Source organism: Rickettsia sp. Oklahoma-10, from assembly GCF_039954865.1.
GTDB classification, from domain to species: Bacteria; Pseudomonadota; Alphaproteobacteria; order Rickettsiales; family Rickettsiaceae; genus Rickettsia; species Rickettsia oklahomensis.
In genome coordinates, this window is the sequence record NZ_CP157197.1 from 275,251 (window position 1) to 291,125 (window position 15,875).

Sequence of the window (15,875 nt, forward strand, 5' to 3'; positions counted from 1 at the left end):
ATCCATCTGTAAAGGCCAAAATCTTTCACCACATTTAGAGTGGCACCATGCTACTTCAGATCCTAAGTTTTTCCTAATGCACTGGTAAAAATAACCGCTGCATGGTATATTGGATCATTGGATAATATATTAATGACTGAATTTTCAGAAGGACAAGAGATGGCAATATTAAAATAATAGCTGGAAAGAAAAAATACGGTAGTCCTTGTCCGCCTACTGATAAACAACCTCATCATTGTTTTTTCAAATTACGCTCTAAATGATTATCTTGAACTTGATGAGAGTGCTAGCAAACAAGATTTAGTATTAACTTTGCCAAAATCATTTACTTGCTGAGGCAAAACTAATACGAATTTATTCCATAGATAAATAAATGGGAAAACCTATAATAGAGTTTCGTAACGTATCTAAAAAATTCGGTAATAAGTTACCGATAAATAACGTTAGTTTCACTGTCATAAAAAACAATATTACCACTTTAATTGGACCTAACGGCGCAGGTAAAACGACCATAGTACGATTAATGCTTGGACTTGAAAAACCAACAAGCGGCGAGATTATAATTAATCCCAAATTAAAAATCGGATATGTACCCCAGAAGTTTGGACTAAGTCCTGACTTACCTATCACAGTGAAAAAATTTTTAGATCTATTAGCACCAAATAACTTTAAGAACAATATTAAAGAGATTAACTCATTTATTAATTTAGAACATATAAAAGATCAAGAAATTTCCAAGCTCTCAGGAGGACAGTTTCAGAAATTGGTTCTTGCATGTGCAATAGTTAATAATCCTGACTTAATTATTTTAGATGAACCGTTGCAGTCTTTAGACGTAACAAGTCAACAAGAATTTTACTGGCTTATTAATCTAATTCGTAAAAAACTAAATATTACAGTTTTTATGATCTCTCACGATTTATTTACCGTAATAAAAAACTCAGATCAAGTTATATGCTTAAACGGTCACATATGTTGCAGCGGAATACCAAATGAAATAACTCCTAACTCTGAATTTTCAAATGCACTTTCTTCTCTAGGCTTCTATATTCACCACCACGATCATAGGCATTAGACTTATTTTTCAAATATCGCTTTAAATATATACCGGTATGACTATCAATGCATGCAGCAATGTCGGCAGGAGTACCGCATACAACTATCTTACCACCTTTGTCACCACCTTCAGGACCAACGTCAATAATATAATCTGCTGTTTTGATAACATCTAGATTATGCTCGATAACTAAAACGGTATTGCCCATATCAACAAGTTTATGTAACACTTTCAACAATTTATTAATATCGTCGATATGCAATCCTGTAGTTGGTTCATCAAGTATATAAAGCGTTTTACCAGTTGAACGTCTTGATAATTCTTTAGCAAGCTTAACACGCTGTGCCTCACCTCCTGAAAGAGTAGTAGCAGATTGACCGATCTTAATATAGCCAAGCCCGACCTCATTTAAGGTGATTAGTTTTTCGTAGATTAACGGGATTTTCTCAAAAAATTTCATCGCATCTTCTACAGTCATCATTAATATATCGGCAATTGATTTCCCTTTATATTTTATTTCAAGCGTTTCTCTATTATATCTATAACCATTACAAATATCACATTTTACATATACGTCAGGTAAAAAGTGCATCTCTATTTTAATTAACCCATCACCTTGGCATGCTTCACACCTACCGCCTTTAACGTTAAACGAAAATCTGCCTACTTTATAACCTCTAGTTTTTGATTCAGGTAATTCTACAAACCAATCTCTAATATGAGTAAATGCACCTGTATAAGTCGCAGGATTTGAACGAGGGGTTCTACCTATTGGAGATTGATTAATATCGATAATTTTATCAATATATTCAAGTCCTTTTAACTCTCTATATTTTCCAGGGAATACTTTGCTAGTTGGCTCTAAATGCTTTAAAGCTGCTTTATATAGAGTATGAATCATCAAGCTTGATTTACCACTTCCCGATACTCCTGTTATAGCAGTAAACGTACCAAGCGGAATTTTGATATCAACATTATCTAAATTATTTGAAACTGCTCCAAGTAGTTCGATTGCCCTATTATTATGTCCTATTCGTGTTTCAGAAGGCACTTTAATTGTTTGACGACCGCTTAGATACCTACCTGTAATACTGTCTTCAACATTCTTTATTGCTTCAGCATTCCCTTCCGCAATAACGCGTCCACCGTGAATACCAGCTCCTGGTCCTATATCAATAATATGATCTGCTTTATACATTGTTTCTTCGTCATGCTCAACTACCAAAACGGTATTACCTAGATCTCGTAGCCTTTTGAGTGTCTCAATTAATCTCGTATTATCTCGTTGATGAAGACCAATAGACGGCTCATCAAGTACATATAAAACACCGCTAAGTCCTGAACCTATTTGAGATGCAAGACGAATACGCTGACTTTCCCCTCCCGATAAAGTACCTGCTTCTCGTGATAACGTTAGATAATCAAGCCCGACATTCATAAGAAATTTTAATCTCTCGGTAATTTCTTTAAGTATACGCTCGGCAATAAATAATTGCTTTTTATTTAATTTTTCTTCTAAGTGACTAAACCATTTGTACAAGGCGGCAATACTCATACCTGCTACTTCGCCTATATGAAAATTTGCTATTTTAACACATAATGCTTCGTCTTTTAATCTATATCCGTTACACGCAGTACATTTATGTTCTGACTTAAATTTAACAAGTTCTTCTTTAATTAAAACCGATTCTATAGTACGATCCTTTTCTTGCAAACTTGGTATTATACCAGCAAAAGGTCGTTTTATTATTTGCGTTTTAGAACCATCGTGAAACTCAAATTTTATTGCTTCTTCTCCTGAACCTTCAAATAAAATATCCTTAACATTTTGTGATAAACTTATAAAAGGTACTTCAATAGAAAATTTATAATGATCAGCAAGAGCCTTTAATGTCTCTAGGATAAATTTAGAGGAGGTGCTACCCCAAGGCACGATTGCACCATCTTTAATAGATATTCTTTGATCCGGAACAATTAAGTCTCTATCAAAGAAAAACTCCTTACCCATTCCTTCACATTTAGGGCATGCTCCAAAAGGGCTATTAAAAGAAAAGATTCGAGGTTCTATTTCAGTAAGCTGAAAACCAGATACTGGACAAGAATATTTCTGGGAAAAAGTAATACGTTGATTTTTTTTAAACTCGGTCTTAACTGCCAGCGGCAATTCTACAATTTCTAAATAAGTAATACCCTCGGCAAGGTTTAACGAACTCTCTAAACTATCTGCAAGTCTATTACCTAAATTTTCGTCTAGAACTATTCTATCCACAATGACTTCTATATTATGCTTCTTATTTTTATCAAGTTTCGGTAAATAATCAATTTCGCAAACTTCCCCATTAACTACTAATTTCTGAAAGCCTTGCTTTTTCAGATTCATAATTTCACGCTTGAACTCACCCTTATGTCCTCTAACAATAGGAGCTAGTAAATATATTTTCGTACCCTTAGGTAATTCATTAATTATATCCACCATCTCTGAAACTGTTTGACTATGTATAGGAAGACCGGTCGCTGGAGAGTAAGGAATACCCACCCTTGCATATAATAACCTAAGATAATCGTAAATTTCTGTTATAGTGCCTACCGTAGAACGCGGATTTTTGGAAGTAGTTTTTTGGTCAATTGCAATAGCAGGTGATAATCCGGAAATAGATTCCACATTTGGTTTATTTTGTAAATGTAAAAATTGCCTTGCATATGAAGATAAACTTTCAACATATCGCCTTTGTCCTTCTGCATAAATAGTATCAAACGCTAAAGAAGACTTACCTGAACCACTAAGACCAGTAATAACAACAAATTTATTCCTTGGAATATCAACATTTATATTTTTTAGATTATGCTCTTTAGCACCGCGTACCTTAATATATTCTTGGTTCATAACCACTGCACTATAAAATTTTTGAGATTTTTTTTAAAAAACCTGTAGTATTATAGGCTCTTTTATTTTATTATTGCAATAATAATATTTTAAAATAGGTAGTATTAATCTATGGCAGGTAGTTTAAATAAAGTAATATTAATAGGTAATGTAGGACGTGATCCTGAAATTAGAACTACAGGAGAAGGGAAAAAAATTATTAATCTTTCCTTAGCAACAACTGAAACTTGGAAAGATCGCGTCACCGGCGAACGAAAAGAACGAACCGAATGGCATAGAGTAGTGATATTTAGTGAAGGATTAGTATCTGTTGTGGAACGCTATGTTACAAAAGGTAGTAAATTATATATTGAAGGTTCATTGCAAACCCGTAAGTGGAATGATAATTCAGGTCAAGAAAAATATACCACGGAAGTTGTGTTACAAAACTTTAATGCACAATTAATATTATTAGATAGTAAAAATTCTAATAATCATACTCAAGATTTAGGACATAACGAATATAAACATCTTGAAACTAAAACTCATTCCTTTGATCATAGCGACTTAGATGATGAAATACCATTTTAATCAAAATTGTTATGCAAAATTTCATTTGGACAATAATATTTTTAGTGTCAATATTTCTTTCAGGGTGTTCTACTACTTATGATGTAGCTAGTAGGGTAAAGCATTTGCAAGATATAGCAACTCAAAATAACTTTCAGATGCAGCTGGTAAACGGAGGTGATTTTACCCTTACTACTTATCAGCGTATTACCAACCTTAACTTACCTTTTGTATTCTATATTGAAGGGGATGGGCATCTTGCAGATGGATCTGCTAATTCTGATAATCCTACTCCGGTTAATCCAATGCTCTTGAAACTTGCTGCAATCGATAAGAGACCAAATGTCGTTTATATAGCAAGGCCTTGTCAATATACACCTTTAGAAATGAACCCAAAATGCATTAGCGATTATTGGTTAGATAAAAGAATGGGACAAGAAGTTGTAGATTCAATTAACAATGTTATAAATATTATTAATAACGGACAAAAATTTAGCTTAATCGGTTTTTCAGGCGGTGGTGGACTTACAATATTAATCGCTAATCAAAATAGTAATGTGAAAGATATTATAACGATTGCCGGTAATTTAGATACTAAAAAGTTTGATAAATATCATAATTATCATGGTTATTTAGTTAAATCGTTAAATCCAATAAATTATGCAAAGCAGGTTAATAATATCCCGCAATTACATCTCGCTGGCATGGATGACACAAGGGTTCCACCTTTCATAACAGAACTTTATGTAAAAACAAGCAGCTCAACATGTGTAAAAAAGCAAACTTTTCCTAATATTTCTCATACAAAAGGTTGGGATAAAGTTTGGTCTAATATATTAGATATCCCTCTGGTTTGTGATAATTAGTATTTGAATTCAGAATATTACGGCAAAAAGAAACCAATGTTGTTATGGTTCTAAAAAAGCATTCTATTATAAATATCCTATTGTAGCCTTAACTACGGTTCTCTCTGCTGTAGGAACTTGCTCGGCTTTAGGGATTTACTAATATTGTTACTTCTTATAGATTTAATTATATTACAGGAACATTAATGAGAACCACATTAAGAGAAGCTCCTGAATTTGCCAATGCAAAGCATAAATTACTTAAAACTTTTGAAAAAGCTAAATAGAAATATAAAAAAGTATTTAGAAAATAATCCTATTTGGAAAGAAAAAATTGATAAAAGACAGCAAACAACTCTATATTTTAATGGATTGTGCATGGCCCATGGCTTGTATGTTTTTATTTTGTATACATCTATTGTGGTGATATTCTTATAACTAAATTTAACTGTACTCCTGATCAAGTTATCAAACAAAATTCAGACTATCTAATAGAACTTAATAAGTAGTAACGGTATTAAGTTATAAATATATAACCTTTAAAACTTTAAAAAGTCTACAGCATTATTAGGGATGTTCAATATTTATAATATAACATCCATATTTATTAAATAAAGCTTCAATGCCAAATCAAATATTTATTAATGGATTATGCCTCAATCTTGCCGATTGCACCAAATTGTTTTAGACATTTTCCAACCTCTAAACACTTTACTTCATGTACTTTATCAGTACTGGTATGTATGTTACTCACTTTTGGTTGCGCTCATTTAATAAAAATTCTTGGAAACTAGTTAGTATTAATTATTACAACAAATATTAGATTTGGTATATTTCATTTTGTAAAAGATTGGAGAAAGAAAGTTGGGAATTACCCGATAAAATCTTTTGCTTCTTCAGTGAAGTTTGCTTAATTGATAAATATTTATAGCAGTTTTCCTTTAATATCTCTATAACATTGCCTATCTTAAGTTACTTAGCAAGAATTATAAAATTATTAAAAGTCTCTTCTATAATTTTCTTTGCTTTCTCAGGCGACTTAGCTGCTAATGTTTGTATTATGAATACGATCAAATAACTTTATTAAGTACGGTCTCATATCTTTTTGCCTAATTAATAGGCGTAGCTTTTCTGCGACACTAAATTTTTCCATAAGTTAAGGTTTAACCCTCCATATGTTTTGCTATTTCTTTGCCAAAAATCTTGATGATCATTTATATATATATAACTTCTGTATAAGTAGTGCAGCTTGCGGCATAATAGTATTTAAAGCTTAGGAACTTAATATGCTGCAAATGCAGCTAGCATAATCACCCTTCAACCAGGTGAAATAGTAAGGGTAACCCTGATTGGGACTCATTTGTAAGCTGTAATATTTGCAAGCATAATTATATCCGTTTCTTGATTTAAGAATATCTATAGTGTTTAAATATTCAAGTTTATCAAGTAATTTTTTACCATAAAAACAAGTCTTAAATTTTTCTTTCCAAGAGCTTAAATCTTCTATAAAAAGTTATGTTATTTATATTAATAATAGTTAATTACAATTAAACAACAAAAATTAAAAATTGCAACAATAAGTAGCGTTTTAAGTCTGGCTGTATATCGATAACTTTTAGTTATTTTGTAGCAACTATAATCTTAGTAGATTATTAGCTTGTAAAAGATTCAGCAGTTAATCACGGATAATAATCGATACAGTTCAAAGTGTAATTGGCGTATACACTTACAAATTTATCGAAAAACTAAGAGTGGCGCACCCTAAAGGATTCGAACCTCTGACCCACAGATTAGAAATCTGTTGCTCTATCCAGCTGAGCTAAGGGTGCTAAACATTTATAATAAGCTAATACTATCAGTTTAAGCAAAATTTTGCAAGGATTCTTTTTTTGAAATAATAAGAGCAAATTTGATAAAAAATATTTATGGATAAGTTCTACAATTATAATTCTTCTTTAAATCAGACTTTACTTAATCTTAAAGTAAAACCTAATTCTAAACAGAATCTAATTAGCGATTTTGTAATTATTAAAAATATTCCATATCTAAAATTATCTATAAAAGCTGTAGCTGAGCAAGGTAAAGCTAATAAAGAAATTATAAATTATCTAGCAAAAGAATGGAAATTATCACGCAGTAATATCGAAATTATTAAAGGTCATACTCATAGCTTAAAAACAATATTGATAAAAAATATTGATAAAAGCTATTTAAATTCGATTATTAATTCCTATATTAAGTGAGAGGATATTGTTGCTATAGTACACCGATGTCATTTCCACGTAGGCAGGAATAATGACATTAAGAGTATTTACCAAACTATGCAATAAAACTTAAATTTCCTTAAAATGAGGAAAAAATAATTTATAAATTGGTTTAATATGACACAAGAAAAGAAAAAGTTTGATGCCGAGGTTGGCAAGATTTTAAATTTAATGATTCATTCTCTTTATAGTCATAAAGAAATTTTTATGCGAGAGTTAATTTCCAATGCTTCAGATGCTTGTGATAAACTACGCTATTTATCTCAAAGTAATAACACATTAGTAGCAGGCGATAGTAACTTTAAAATTACGGTTAAAATTGATAAGAATAATGGACAAATTATTATTCGTGATAACGGTATAGGCATGAATAAAGAGGATTTAATCGAAAACCTTGGTACTATCGCAAGATCAGGAACGGCAAATTTTCTTAGAAACTTATCTGGTGATTCTAAAAAAGATAATATGCTAATCGGTCAATTTGGCGTTGGGTTTTATTCAAGTTTTATGGTAGCCGATAAAGTAACTGTAACTTCAAGAAAAGCAGGAGAAGATAAAGTCTATGTTTGGGAATCAGACGGACTTGGTGAATATACTGTCTCAAATTCAGATAAAGAATTCACAAGAGGTACGGCAATCGTTTTACATATCAAAAAGGAAGAAGATAATTTCCTTGATCACTTCAGGTTAAAGCATATTGTTAAAAGCTATTCTGATCACATAGCAGTACCGATATATTTCTTTGATGCGAACGGCAACAACGAAATACAATTAAATTCTGCATCTGCATTATGGACAAGACCAAAATTAGACATTACGCAAGAACAATATAAAGAATTTTATAAAAGCTTATCTTACGCTATAGATGATCCGTGGATTACTCTGCATAATAAAAACGAGGGTGCTATAGAATTTACTAACCTACTTTTCATTCCATCAAACAAAACATTTGATTTATTCCATCCTGATCGCAAAAGACGAGTAAAACTATATATAAAAAGAGTATTTATTTCTGATGAGAATATTGATTTAATTCCGTCATATTTAAGATTTTTACGAGGTGTGGTTGATTCAGAAGATTTACCGCTAAATATTAGCCGTGAATCACTACAGCATAATAGCATACTTGAGAAAATCAAAAATGCTATTACAAAAAGAGTGCTGGGTGAACTTAAGAAAAAGAAAGAAGAATCACCTGAAGAGTACAATAAGTTCTGGGCTAATTTCGGCGGTGCGTTAAAAGAAGGGTTATGTGAGGCTACTACCGATCATGAAAAATTATTAGAGGTATGTATATTTAGAAGTGCCTTGCATAATAAAATGATTAGCCTTGACGAATATATAGCAAATCTAAAAGAAGGACAAAATACTATATATTATTTAAGCGGTGATAATCCTGATAAATTACTTTCAAGCCCACAAATCGAAGGATTGCTGAGTAACAATATCGATGTATTACTTTTCACTGATACTGTTGATGATTTTTGGGTAAATGTTAATAGTGAATATAAAGGGCATGCTATTAAATCTGCTACTAGAAGCGATATCAATGTAGAGCAAACTACTTCACCATCTGAAGGAGAAAATACAGATAGTAAAAAATCCGATGATGAATATAAATTACTAACTGATTATTTTAAAGAGACACTAGGGAATTTAGTTAAGGACGTTAAAATATCTAAAAAACTTACCTCAAGCCCTGCTTGTCTTGCAGTGAGTGAATCTGCTATGGATATTCGTATGGAGAGGTTTTTAATAGAGCAGAAACAAATAGCTAATGCATCAGCTAAAAATTTAGAACTAAATCCTAAAAATAAAATTATAGAGAAACTCTTTAACGACTTAAAAGCAAATAATAAAAATAATAAAGAGTTAGTTAATCTAATATTTGATCAAGCCTGTATTTTAGAGGGTGAACCTGTCGCTGATACCGGTGCGTTTTCAAAAAGATTAAACGATATTATACAAAAAGCCATATTATAACTTTAAGCTTCTTTAATTTTAATATAGAATGGCCCCAAACATGAAATCTGTTGTCATACCATTGCTTGACAACGGATTTCACGTAAAAATTTTCTAATAAACCAATAGTTCTAATGTTTTATTACGATACTATATTTAGCAAACATATAGATAAGATAAAAAGCGAAGGAAGATATCGAGAATTTAAAGCTTTAAAAAGACAAGCAGATAATTTTCCTTTTGCAGAGCATGAAGATAAACAAATAGTTATGTGGTGCATTAATGATTATTTGGGTATGAGTAAACATACAAAAGTAATGCAAGCTTCTATAGATGCTTTACTAAAATATGGTGTTGGATCAGGTGGAACCCGCAATATCGGCGGTAATCATACCGCCATTCTTGAGCTTGAAAAAGAGCTGACAAGTTTACATAATAAAGAGGCAGCTTTAGTTTTTACATCTGGTTTTGTTGCAAACGATACAACGCTTGCAAGCCTTGCTAAAATTATGCCAGATATAGTATTTTTTTCCGATGAGCTAAATCATGCATCAATCATTGCAGGAATTAGAAGTTCAAGAGCCGAAAAATATATATATAAACATTTAGACGCTAAGCATCTAGAAGAACTTCTGCAATCAGTCGATATTAATAGACCGAAAATTATTGTTTTTGAATCGGCTTACTCTATGGACGGGTTCTTCTCGCCTATCAAAGATATAATTAACTTAGCCAAAAAATATAACGCTTTAACCTTTATAGACGAAGTTCATACGGTTGGTTTATACGGTAAGCATGGTGGAGGCATTGCAGAGCTTCTGAATTATAGCAATCAAATCGATATTATTCAAGGTACGCTTGCTAAAGCCTATGGCACTATTGGCGGTTATATCACGAGCAATCATAATTTAGTCGATGCTATAAGACTAACCGCTTCAGGATTTATTTTTACTACTTCTCTTCCACCGGTAATTTCTACCGCTGCAACACATAGTATTAGACATCTTAAAGAATCAAAGAAAGAACGAATAAAACATCAAGAAGTAGTTGCAAAACTTAAAAACTCTTTTGAACGTTTTAATATACCTTATTTGAAAAATGAGAGTCATATAGTACCGATAATTATCGGCGATCCAATAAAAGCGGCTAAAGCATCAAATATGTTACTTAATAAATATGGCATTTACGTTCAACATATAAATTTTCCAACTGTACCACGGGGTACAGAACGCTTAAGAATCATCCCAACCCCTGCCCATACTGATAAAATGATCAATGATTTATCTGTAGCTTTAGTCAAGATATTTACCACACTTGGTATAGAATTAGAGGCTACACAAGAACTCAACGAAGAAGTACGTTTGAATCTTATTAATTCATAAGCTTATACTTTCTATTCCGGTAAAATAAAAAGTCGTTATATAAAGATCAACTTCAAAAAGAGCAATAGCTTTGTAAGCCGAGGAGCGGAGCATATAACAAACGTTCAACATCCCAGAACTTACAAGGACATTTTCACCAATTTGTCAAGTTCATCGAGTGTATAAAAACTATTGCATATTTCAGCTCTTTGGTTTATTTTGATTAGCAAACTACATATAGAATTAATAATGGGTTATTAATAATGGGAGTTACCGTATTAAAAAACGAAGGATTGGATTTTCATGCAAAAATCTCTACTCCTTTAAGTGAGATAGATGATGAGATTCAAAAAGAATTACTTGATTTAACCAAAAAAGTTAAAATAGCAGGTTTTAGAACTGGTAAAGTACCGGTTTCAATTGTTAAGAAAAAATATGGTCCTTCCATCAGGAATGATATAATAGAAAGAAGAATTAACCAATCGGTAAATTACATTATTAAAGAGCATAATCTAAATATAATCGGTAGACCCAAAATTGAAGAATTGCAAAATGAGCCTGACAAAGCTTTAGAATTTACTATAAAGATAGAGCTATTACCTAAAATTATTATTCCAGATTTAAAGAAAATTTCACTAGACCGTCCAAAATTAGCAGTAAGCCCTAAAGATGTTGAAGAACAACTAGAAAAGCTTGCTAAATTAACAAAAAGTTATACCAAAGAAAGTAAAGTAAAAATAAATGATGGAGATCAGGTTACTATTGATGCAATTGGATATATTAAAGATGAAACTTTTGAAGGCGGTAAATTAAATGATTTTAAGGTAGTAATAGGTAGTAATACACTTATTCCCGGTTTTGAGCAACAATTAATAGGTTCTAAAACAGGTAGTGAAGTAGATGTTAATGTTACTTTTCCTCAAAATTATCATGCTAAAGATTTAGCAGGTAAGGATGCTCGTTTTGTAGTACAAATTAAAGCAGTACATACTGCAGAACCTACCCTTATTAATGACGAATTCGCTAAAAAATTCCAAAGTAATAGCCTTGAAGAATTGCGTACACATTTTGCTAAACAAATAGAAAATGAGTCGGAAGAAGCTATTAATACTATAATGAAAATGCACTTATTTGATAAGTTAGAAAAATTGTTAGATTTTGATGTGCCGGCATCTTTATTAGAGCAAGAAAAAAATATTTTAAAATCAGAGACTGATAAAAGTGAACAAGATGCATCATTATTGAAAGATAAATCCTCTAAAGAAATAACAGAATATTATAACAAATTAGCATTACGCCGTGTGCGAATAGGTTTATTACTTGCTGAATATGCAAAATCTAAAAATTTGCAATTAGAGTCTGATGATTTAAGAAAAGTTATTATGCAACAAGCACGTAATTTCCCCGGGCAAGAAAATGTAATTCTTGATTTTTATAAAAAAAATCCTAGAGCAATTGAGGAACTGAAAGGCCCTGCTTTAGAAGATAAAACTGTCCAATATATATTTAATAATGAAATAAAACTTAAAGAACAGAAATATACTAAGGAAGAACTAGAGAAATATCTAGAAGCAGAAGAGCAACGTATTACTTTGATTTAAAGTTTGCTAATCCCGTCATTAACAAGCGACCATATGGTTTGTTACATGGACCGATTCCCAATCCCCCCCCGATTGGACCCTGAGTTTGTAGCAGAATCTAGTTTAAAATTATTGGTATTTCTTATTTATTTTTTGGATAAAGACGTATGATACCATGTACGTTTTCGATCCATATAACAATAGCTCCTCACTAGGTAATATTACTCCCGATTTTTATAACCTCTAAAGCAAGTTTGACTACTTTATTTACTCCGGTATTAGTATAGGTAGAGATAGGAAAAACTTCTTTATTAGTAATTTTCCGCAACTTATTTATTTTTTCCCGTATCTCCTTATCGGTAAGAATATCACATTTATTCAGACATATGATTTCGATTTTGTTTTTTAGATAATTGGAATATGATTCAAGTTCAAGACGTACCGTATTATAATCTGCAACTACATCATTACTAGAGCCATCTATTAAATGTATTAATACATTACATCTCTCTATATGTTTTAAGAATTTATCACCAAGACCATGACCTTGATGAGCTCCTGCAATTAAGCCTGGAATATCGGCTATGACAAACTCTTCGTCATCAACATATATCACCCCAAGATTCGGTATTAAAGTAGTAAAGGGATAATCAGCAATTTTAGGCCTAGCAGCAGTTACAACTGATAAAAAAGTAGATTTACCGGCATTTGGAAGCCCCACAAATCCAATATCAGAGAGAAGTTTTAAGCTTAAATGAATCCACATTTCTTCAGCGATCTTCCCTTCTGTATGCTTCCTTGGCGCTTGATTAACTGATGTTTTAAAATGGCTATTACCAAGACCACCGCTTCCTCCTTTAATTATTTCAAAGCTCTGATCATCCTCAGTAAAGTCATGCAATAATTTACCGTCTTCTGAAAAGATTTGCGTGCCAATAGGAACATCAAGAACTAACGATTTTCCTGATTTGCCACTTCTATTTGAACCTTTACCATTTTCGCCGTTCTCAGCGGTAAAATGCTGCTTATATCGATAATTTACTAGAGTATTAAGATGGTGATTACTTCTAAAAATAACACTACCGCCACGCCCTCCGTTACCACCGTCCGGTCCGCCTCTATCAATAAATTTCTCACGATGGAAACTAACACAACCATTACCACCGTTTCCACCTTTTATATATATTTTAACTTCATCAATAAAATTCATTTTATTTTCTTGTTATTGGTATCAATTTTTAAAAATTTAATAATTATAAGTAAGTTTTTGTCCAATATACATAGTTTGAAATTACTTACGTCATTGTTACGAATCAATAGGAGTTAATTCATCTAAAATGGTACTCTTTTTATATTTATTTTAATTATACTCAAAAACTCCAGCGATTTTCGAATGTTTAATCTAAATCATTAAATTCATCACTTTAAAATAATTTAATCTTCTATGATTTCTAAAATTCTAGTTTATTAAAATACACTTTTACTTTATTAGATCAGTTTAATTTCTCAATAGTCGTATAAATAGGTTTTAAATTTTTACTAGTCATTTTCTCTCTTGAATACCCTTATACTCTCTATGTACATAACCAGTGTAAAGCTGTCTCGGTCTGCTGATTTTTTGTTCAGGATCTTCATGCATTTCTTTCCACTGTGCCATCCAACCTACGGTTCTCGCTATTGCAAAAAGTACCGTGAACATTTGTGACGGTATACCCATAGCTTTATAGATAATACCCGAATAAAAATCAACATTTGGATATAATTTTCTCTCAATAAAATATTGATCTTTAAGAGCAATAGATTCAAGTTCTATTGCTATCTTTAAGAGCGGATTGTTTTCTAGCTGTCCAAGTTCCTTTAATACTTCCTTACAAGTTTCTTTAAGTACTACGGCACGTGGATCATAGTTTTTATAAACACGATGACCAAATCCCATTAACCTAAATGGGTCATCTTTATCTTTAGCTTTAGCTATGTATTTAGGGATATTTTCAGAACTACCGATTTCTTTAAGCATATTTATTACCGCTTCATTAGCCCCGCCGTGAGCAGGCCCCCAAAGTGAGGCAATACCTGTACTAATACAAGCAAAAGGATTAGCTCCGGATGAGCCAGCAATTCTTACTGTTGAGGTAGAAGCATTCTGCTCATGGTCAGCATGCAGAATAAATATCTTATTAAGAGCATTTTTTATTACTGGATTTACTTCATACTTTGTACAAGGCGTTGCAAACATCATGTGTAAGAAATTTTCAGTAAAATCTAACGAATTATCAGGATAAATAAAGGGTTGTCCTATAGAATATTTATAAGACATTGCAGCAATGGTCGGTATCTTAGCAATCATTCTAATAACGGTAAGTTCATAATCTGCTTCCTTAAAATTCAATAAATCAGGATAAAATGCAGCAAGAGAACCGACAGCCGCAAGCATAATAGCCATAGGATGAGAAGAGCTACAAAATGTTTGGAACAGATAATGTAGTCGTTCATTTACTAACGAATGAACAGCAACTTTTTTAGTAAAATTATTATACTGCTCACTACTTGGTAATTCTCCATAAATCAATAAATATGCTACCTCTAAAAAATTGCTTTTCTCAGCTAAATCCTTAATATCATATCCTCGATGTCGTAAGATTCCCTTATCACCATCTATATAGGTTATTGTGGATCTACAAGAAGCAGTAGACATAAAACCGGGGTCGTAATTAAAGCAATCAGCTTCCGAAGACACCCTACTTATATCAATTACGTCCTTACCAATACTTGCTTTAAGTATAGGTAATTTAAATATTTGTCCTCTGATTTTTAATTCAGCAAATTCTGAATCATTATTATTTTCATTGGTCATATGTGCTATACCTTATTTTATACATCAGTAATTATAACCCTACCTTAAGGAAATTAGAAATGAATTATGACTTTTGAAGACTTAAAAATTTTCTATATTGCGATTTCAAAATCATACACTTTTATTTGTTAAATCTTCACATCTACTACCCATACTTAGATACTTAGATTAACATTTTTCACACTATTACTTGCTATATAAAGCCAAATATCTTTTATATCTTACTCAGACTTATAAGGTTAATGAAAAATTATAATTAGACATTAGAATTTAACTGCTCTTTACGAAAATTTTTAATATTTTGTAAAGCTTTCTCACCAGGTATTAATTTACCTTGAGCAGTTTGGTCTAAACCAACTTAAATTTCTTGATTAGGCCACATTTTATAGTTTTCAAACTGAGCATTTTGAAACACATTTTCAGATTTAACCATAAAAAGTAAGAATGTTCTTACAACTTTACTTGAAGAATGGTACAAGTCACGGTTAGTAACTTAGAACACGCTTTTCAATCCACACA

General features: G+C 31.7%; 9 protein-coding genes, 1 tRNA gene and 1 pseudogene. 7 read left to right on the top strand and 4 right to left on the bottom strand.

The window, feature by feature from the left end; all coding sequences use genetic code 11:
* Nucleotides 1-373 precede the first annotated feature (373 nt).
* Nucleotides 374-1,075, top strand: a complete 702-nt coding sequence (locus tag AAGW17_RS01270) for a metal ABC transporter ATP-binding protein (RefSeq protein ID WP_347939135.1) — start codon at nucleotides 374-376, stop codon at nucleotides 1,073-1,075.
* A 10-nt stretch (nucleotides 1,076-1,085) separates the two neighbouring features.
* On the opposite strand, the pseudogene uvrA reads toward AAGW17_RS01270, so the two are convergent.
* Nucleotides 1,086-3,941: pseudogene (uvrA, locus tag AAGW17_RS01275) on the bottom strand (excinuclease ABC subunit UvrA); the annotation flags it as partial.
* A 111-nt stretch (nucleotides 3,942-4,052) separates the two neighbouring features.
* Here uvrA and AAGW17_RS01280 point away from each other — a divergent pair.
* Together AAGW17_RS01280 and AAGW17_RS01285 are read left to right on the top strand one after the other, a co-directional pair.
* Entirely contained in the window at nucleotides 4,053-4,511 is a 459-nt protein-coding gene (locus AAGW17_RS01280) for a single-stranded DNA-binding protein (protein WP_347939136.1), read from the top strand.
* Nucleotides 4,512-4,522: 11 nt separating this feature from the next.
* Complete coding sequence (locus AAGW17_RS01285) at nucleotides 4,523-5,356, top strand: alpha/beta hydrolase family protein (protein ID WP_347939137.1); 834 nt, start codon at nucleotides 4,523-4,525, stop codon at nucleotides 5,354-5,356.
* Between the two features lie 1,731 nt (nucleotides 5,357-7,087).
* On the opposite strand, the gene AAGW17_RS01290 is transcribed toward AAGW17_RS01285, so the two are convergent.
* Nucleotides 7,088-7,164, bottom strand: a tRNA-Arg gene (locus tag AAGW17_RS01290).
* Nucleotides 7,165-7,260: 96 nt separating this feature from the next.
* Here AAGW17_RS01290 and AAGW17_RS01295 point away from each other — a divergent pair.
* The 4 genes from AAGW17_RS01295 (at nucleotide 7,261) to tig (ending at nucleotide 12,523) form a co-directional block, all read left to right on the top strand.
* Nucleotides 7,261-7,578, top strand: coding sequence for an A1G_07140 family DUF167 domain protein (locus AAGW17_RS01295; RefSeq protein WP_347939138.1), 318 nt, complete (start codon nucleotides 7,261-7,263; stop codon nucleotides 7,576-7,578).
* Between the two features lie 138 nt (nucleotides 7,579-7,716).
* Nucleotides 7,717-9,582 carry a molecular chaperone HtpG gene (gene htpG / locus AAGW17_RS01300; RefSeq protein ID WP_347939139.1) on the top strand — a complete coding sequence of 622 codons (1,866 nt, stop codon included), beginning with the start codon at nucleotides 7,717-7,719 and terminating at the stop codon, nucleotides 9,580-9,582.
* A gap of 113 nt (nucleotides 9,583-9,695) precedes the next feature.
* Nucleotides 9,696-10,943, top strand: coding sequence for a 5-aminolevulinate synthase (gene hemA, locus AAGW17_RS01305; RefSeq protein WP_347939140.1), 1,248 nt, complete (start codon nucleotides 9,696-9,698; stop codon nucleotides 10,941-10,943).
* Nucleotides 10,944-11,185: 242 nt separating this feature from the next.
* The gene (gene tig, locus AAGW17_RS01315; protein ID WP_347939141.1) at nucleotides 11,186-12,523 is read left to right on the top strand and encodes a trigger factor; all 1,338 of its coding nucleotides are present in this window, start codon (nucleotides 11,186-11,188) and stop codon (nucleotides 12,521-12,523) included.
* Nucleotides 12,524-12,713: 190 nt separating this feature from the next.
* Here the strand turns inward: tig and obgE are convergent, their stop codons facing one another.
* Together obgE and AAGW17_RS01325 are read right to left on the bottom strand one after the other, a co-directional pair.
* Nucleotides 12,714-13,712: a GTPase ObgE gene (gene obgE / locus AAGW17_RS01320; RefSeq protein ID WP_347939142.1), complete on the bottom strand. Its 999-nt coding sequence runs from the start codon at nucleotides 13,710-13,712 to the stop codon at nucleotides 12,714-12,716.
* Nucleotides 13,713-14,045: 333 nt separating this feature from the next.
* On the bottom strand, nucleotides 14,046-15,356 hold the full coding sequence (locus AAGW17_RS01325; protein WP_347939143.1) for a citrate synthase: 1,311 nt from the start codon (nucleotides 15,354-15,356) through the stop codon (nucleotides 14,046-14,048).
* Nucleotides 15,357-15,875: the final 519 nt, after the last annotated feature.

Coding starts and splice junctions, on each gene's coding strand:
- AAGW17_RS01270 (WP_347939135.1), top strand. CDS start 374: ATGGGAAAACCTATAATAGAGTTTCGTAACGTATCTAAAAAATTCGGT.
- AAGW17_RS01280 (WP_347939136.1), top strand. CDS start 4,053: ATGGCAGGTAGTTTAAATAAAGTAATATTAATAGGTAATGTAGGACGT.
- AAGW17_RS01285 (WP_347939137.1), top strand. CDS start 4,523: ATGCAAAATTTCATTTGGACAATAATATTTTTAGTGTCAATATTTCTT.
- AAGW17_RS01295 (WP_347939138.1), top strand. CDS start 7,261: ATGGATAAGTTCTACAATTATAATTCTTCTTTAAATCAGACTTTACTT.
- htpG (WP_347939139.1), top strand. CDS start 7,717: ATGACACAAGAAAAGAAAAAGTTTGATGCCGAGGTTGGCAAGATTTTA.
- hemA (WP_347939140.1), top strand. CDS start 9,696: ATGTTTTATTACGATACTATATTTAGCAAACATATAGATAAGATAAAA.
- tig (WP_347939141.1), top strand. CDS start 11,186: ATGGGAGTTACCGTATTAAAAAACGAAGGATTGGATTTTCATGCAAAA.
- obgE (WP_347939142.1), bottom strand. CDS start 13,712: ATGAATTTTATTGATGAAGTTAAAATATATATAAAAGGTGGAAACGGT.
- AAGW17_RS01325 (WP_347939143.1), bottom strand. CDS start 15,356: ATGACCAATGAAAATAATAATGATTCAGAATTTGCTGAATTAAAAATC.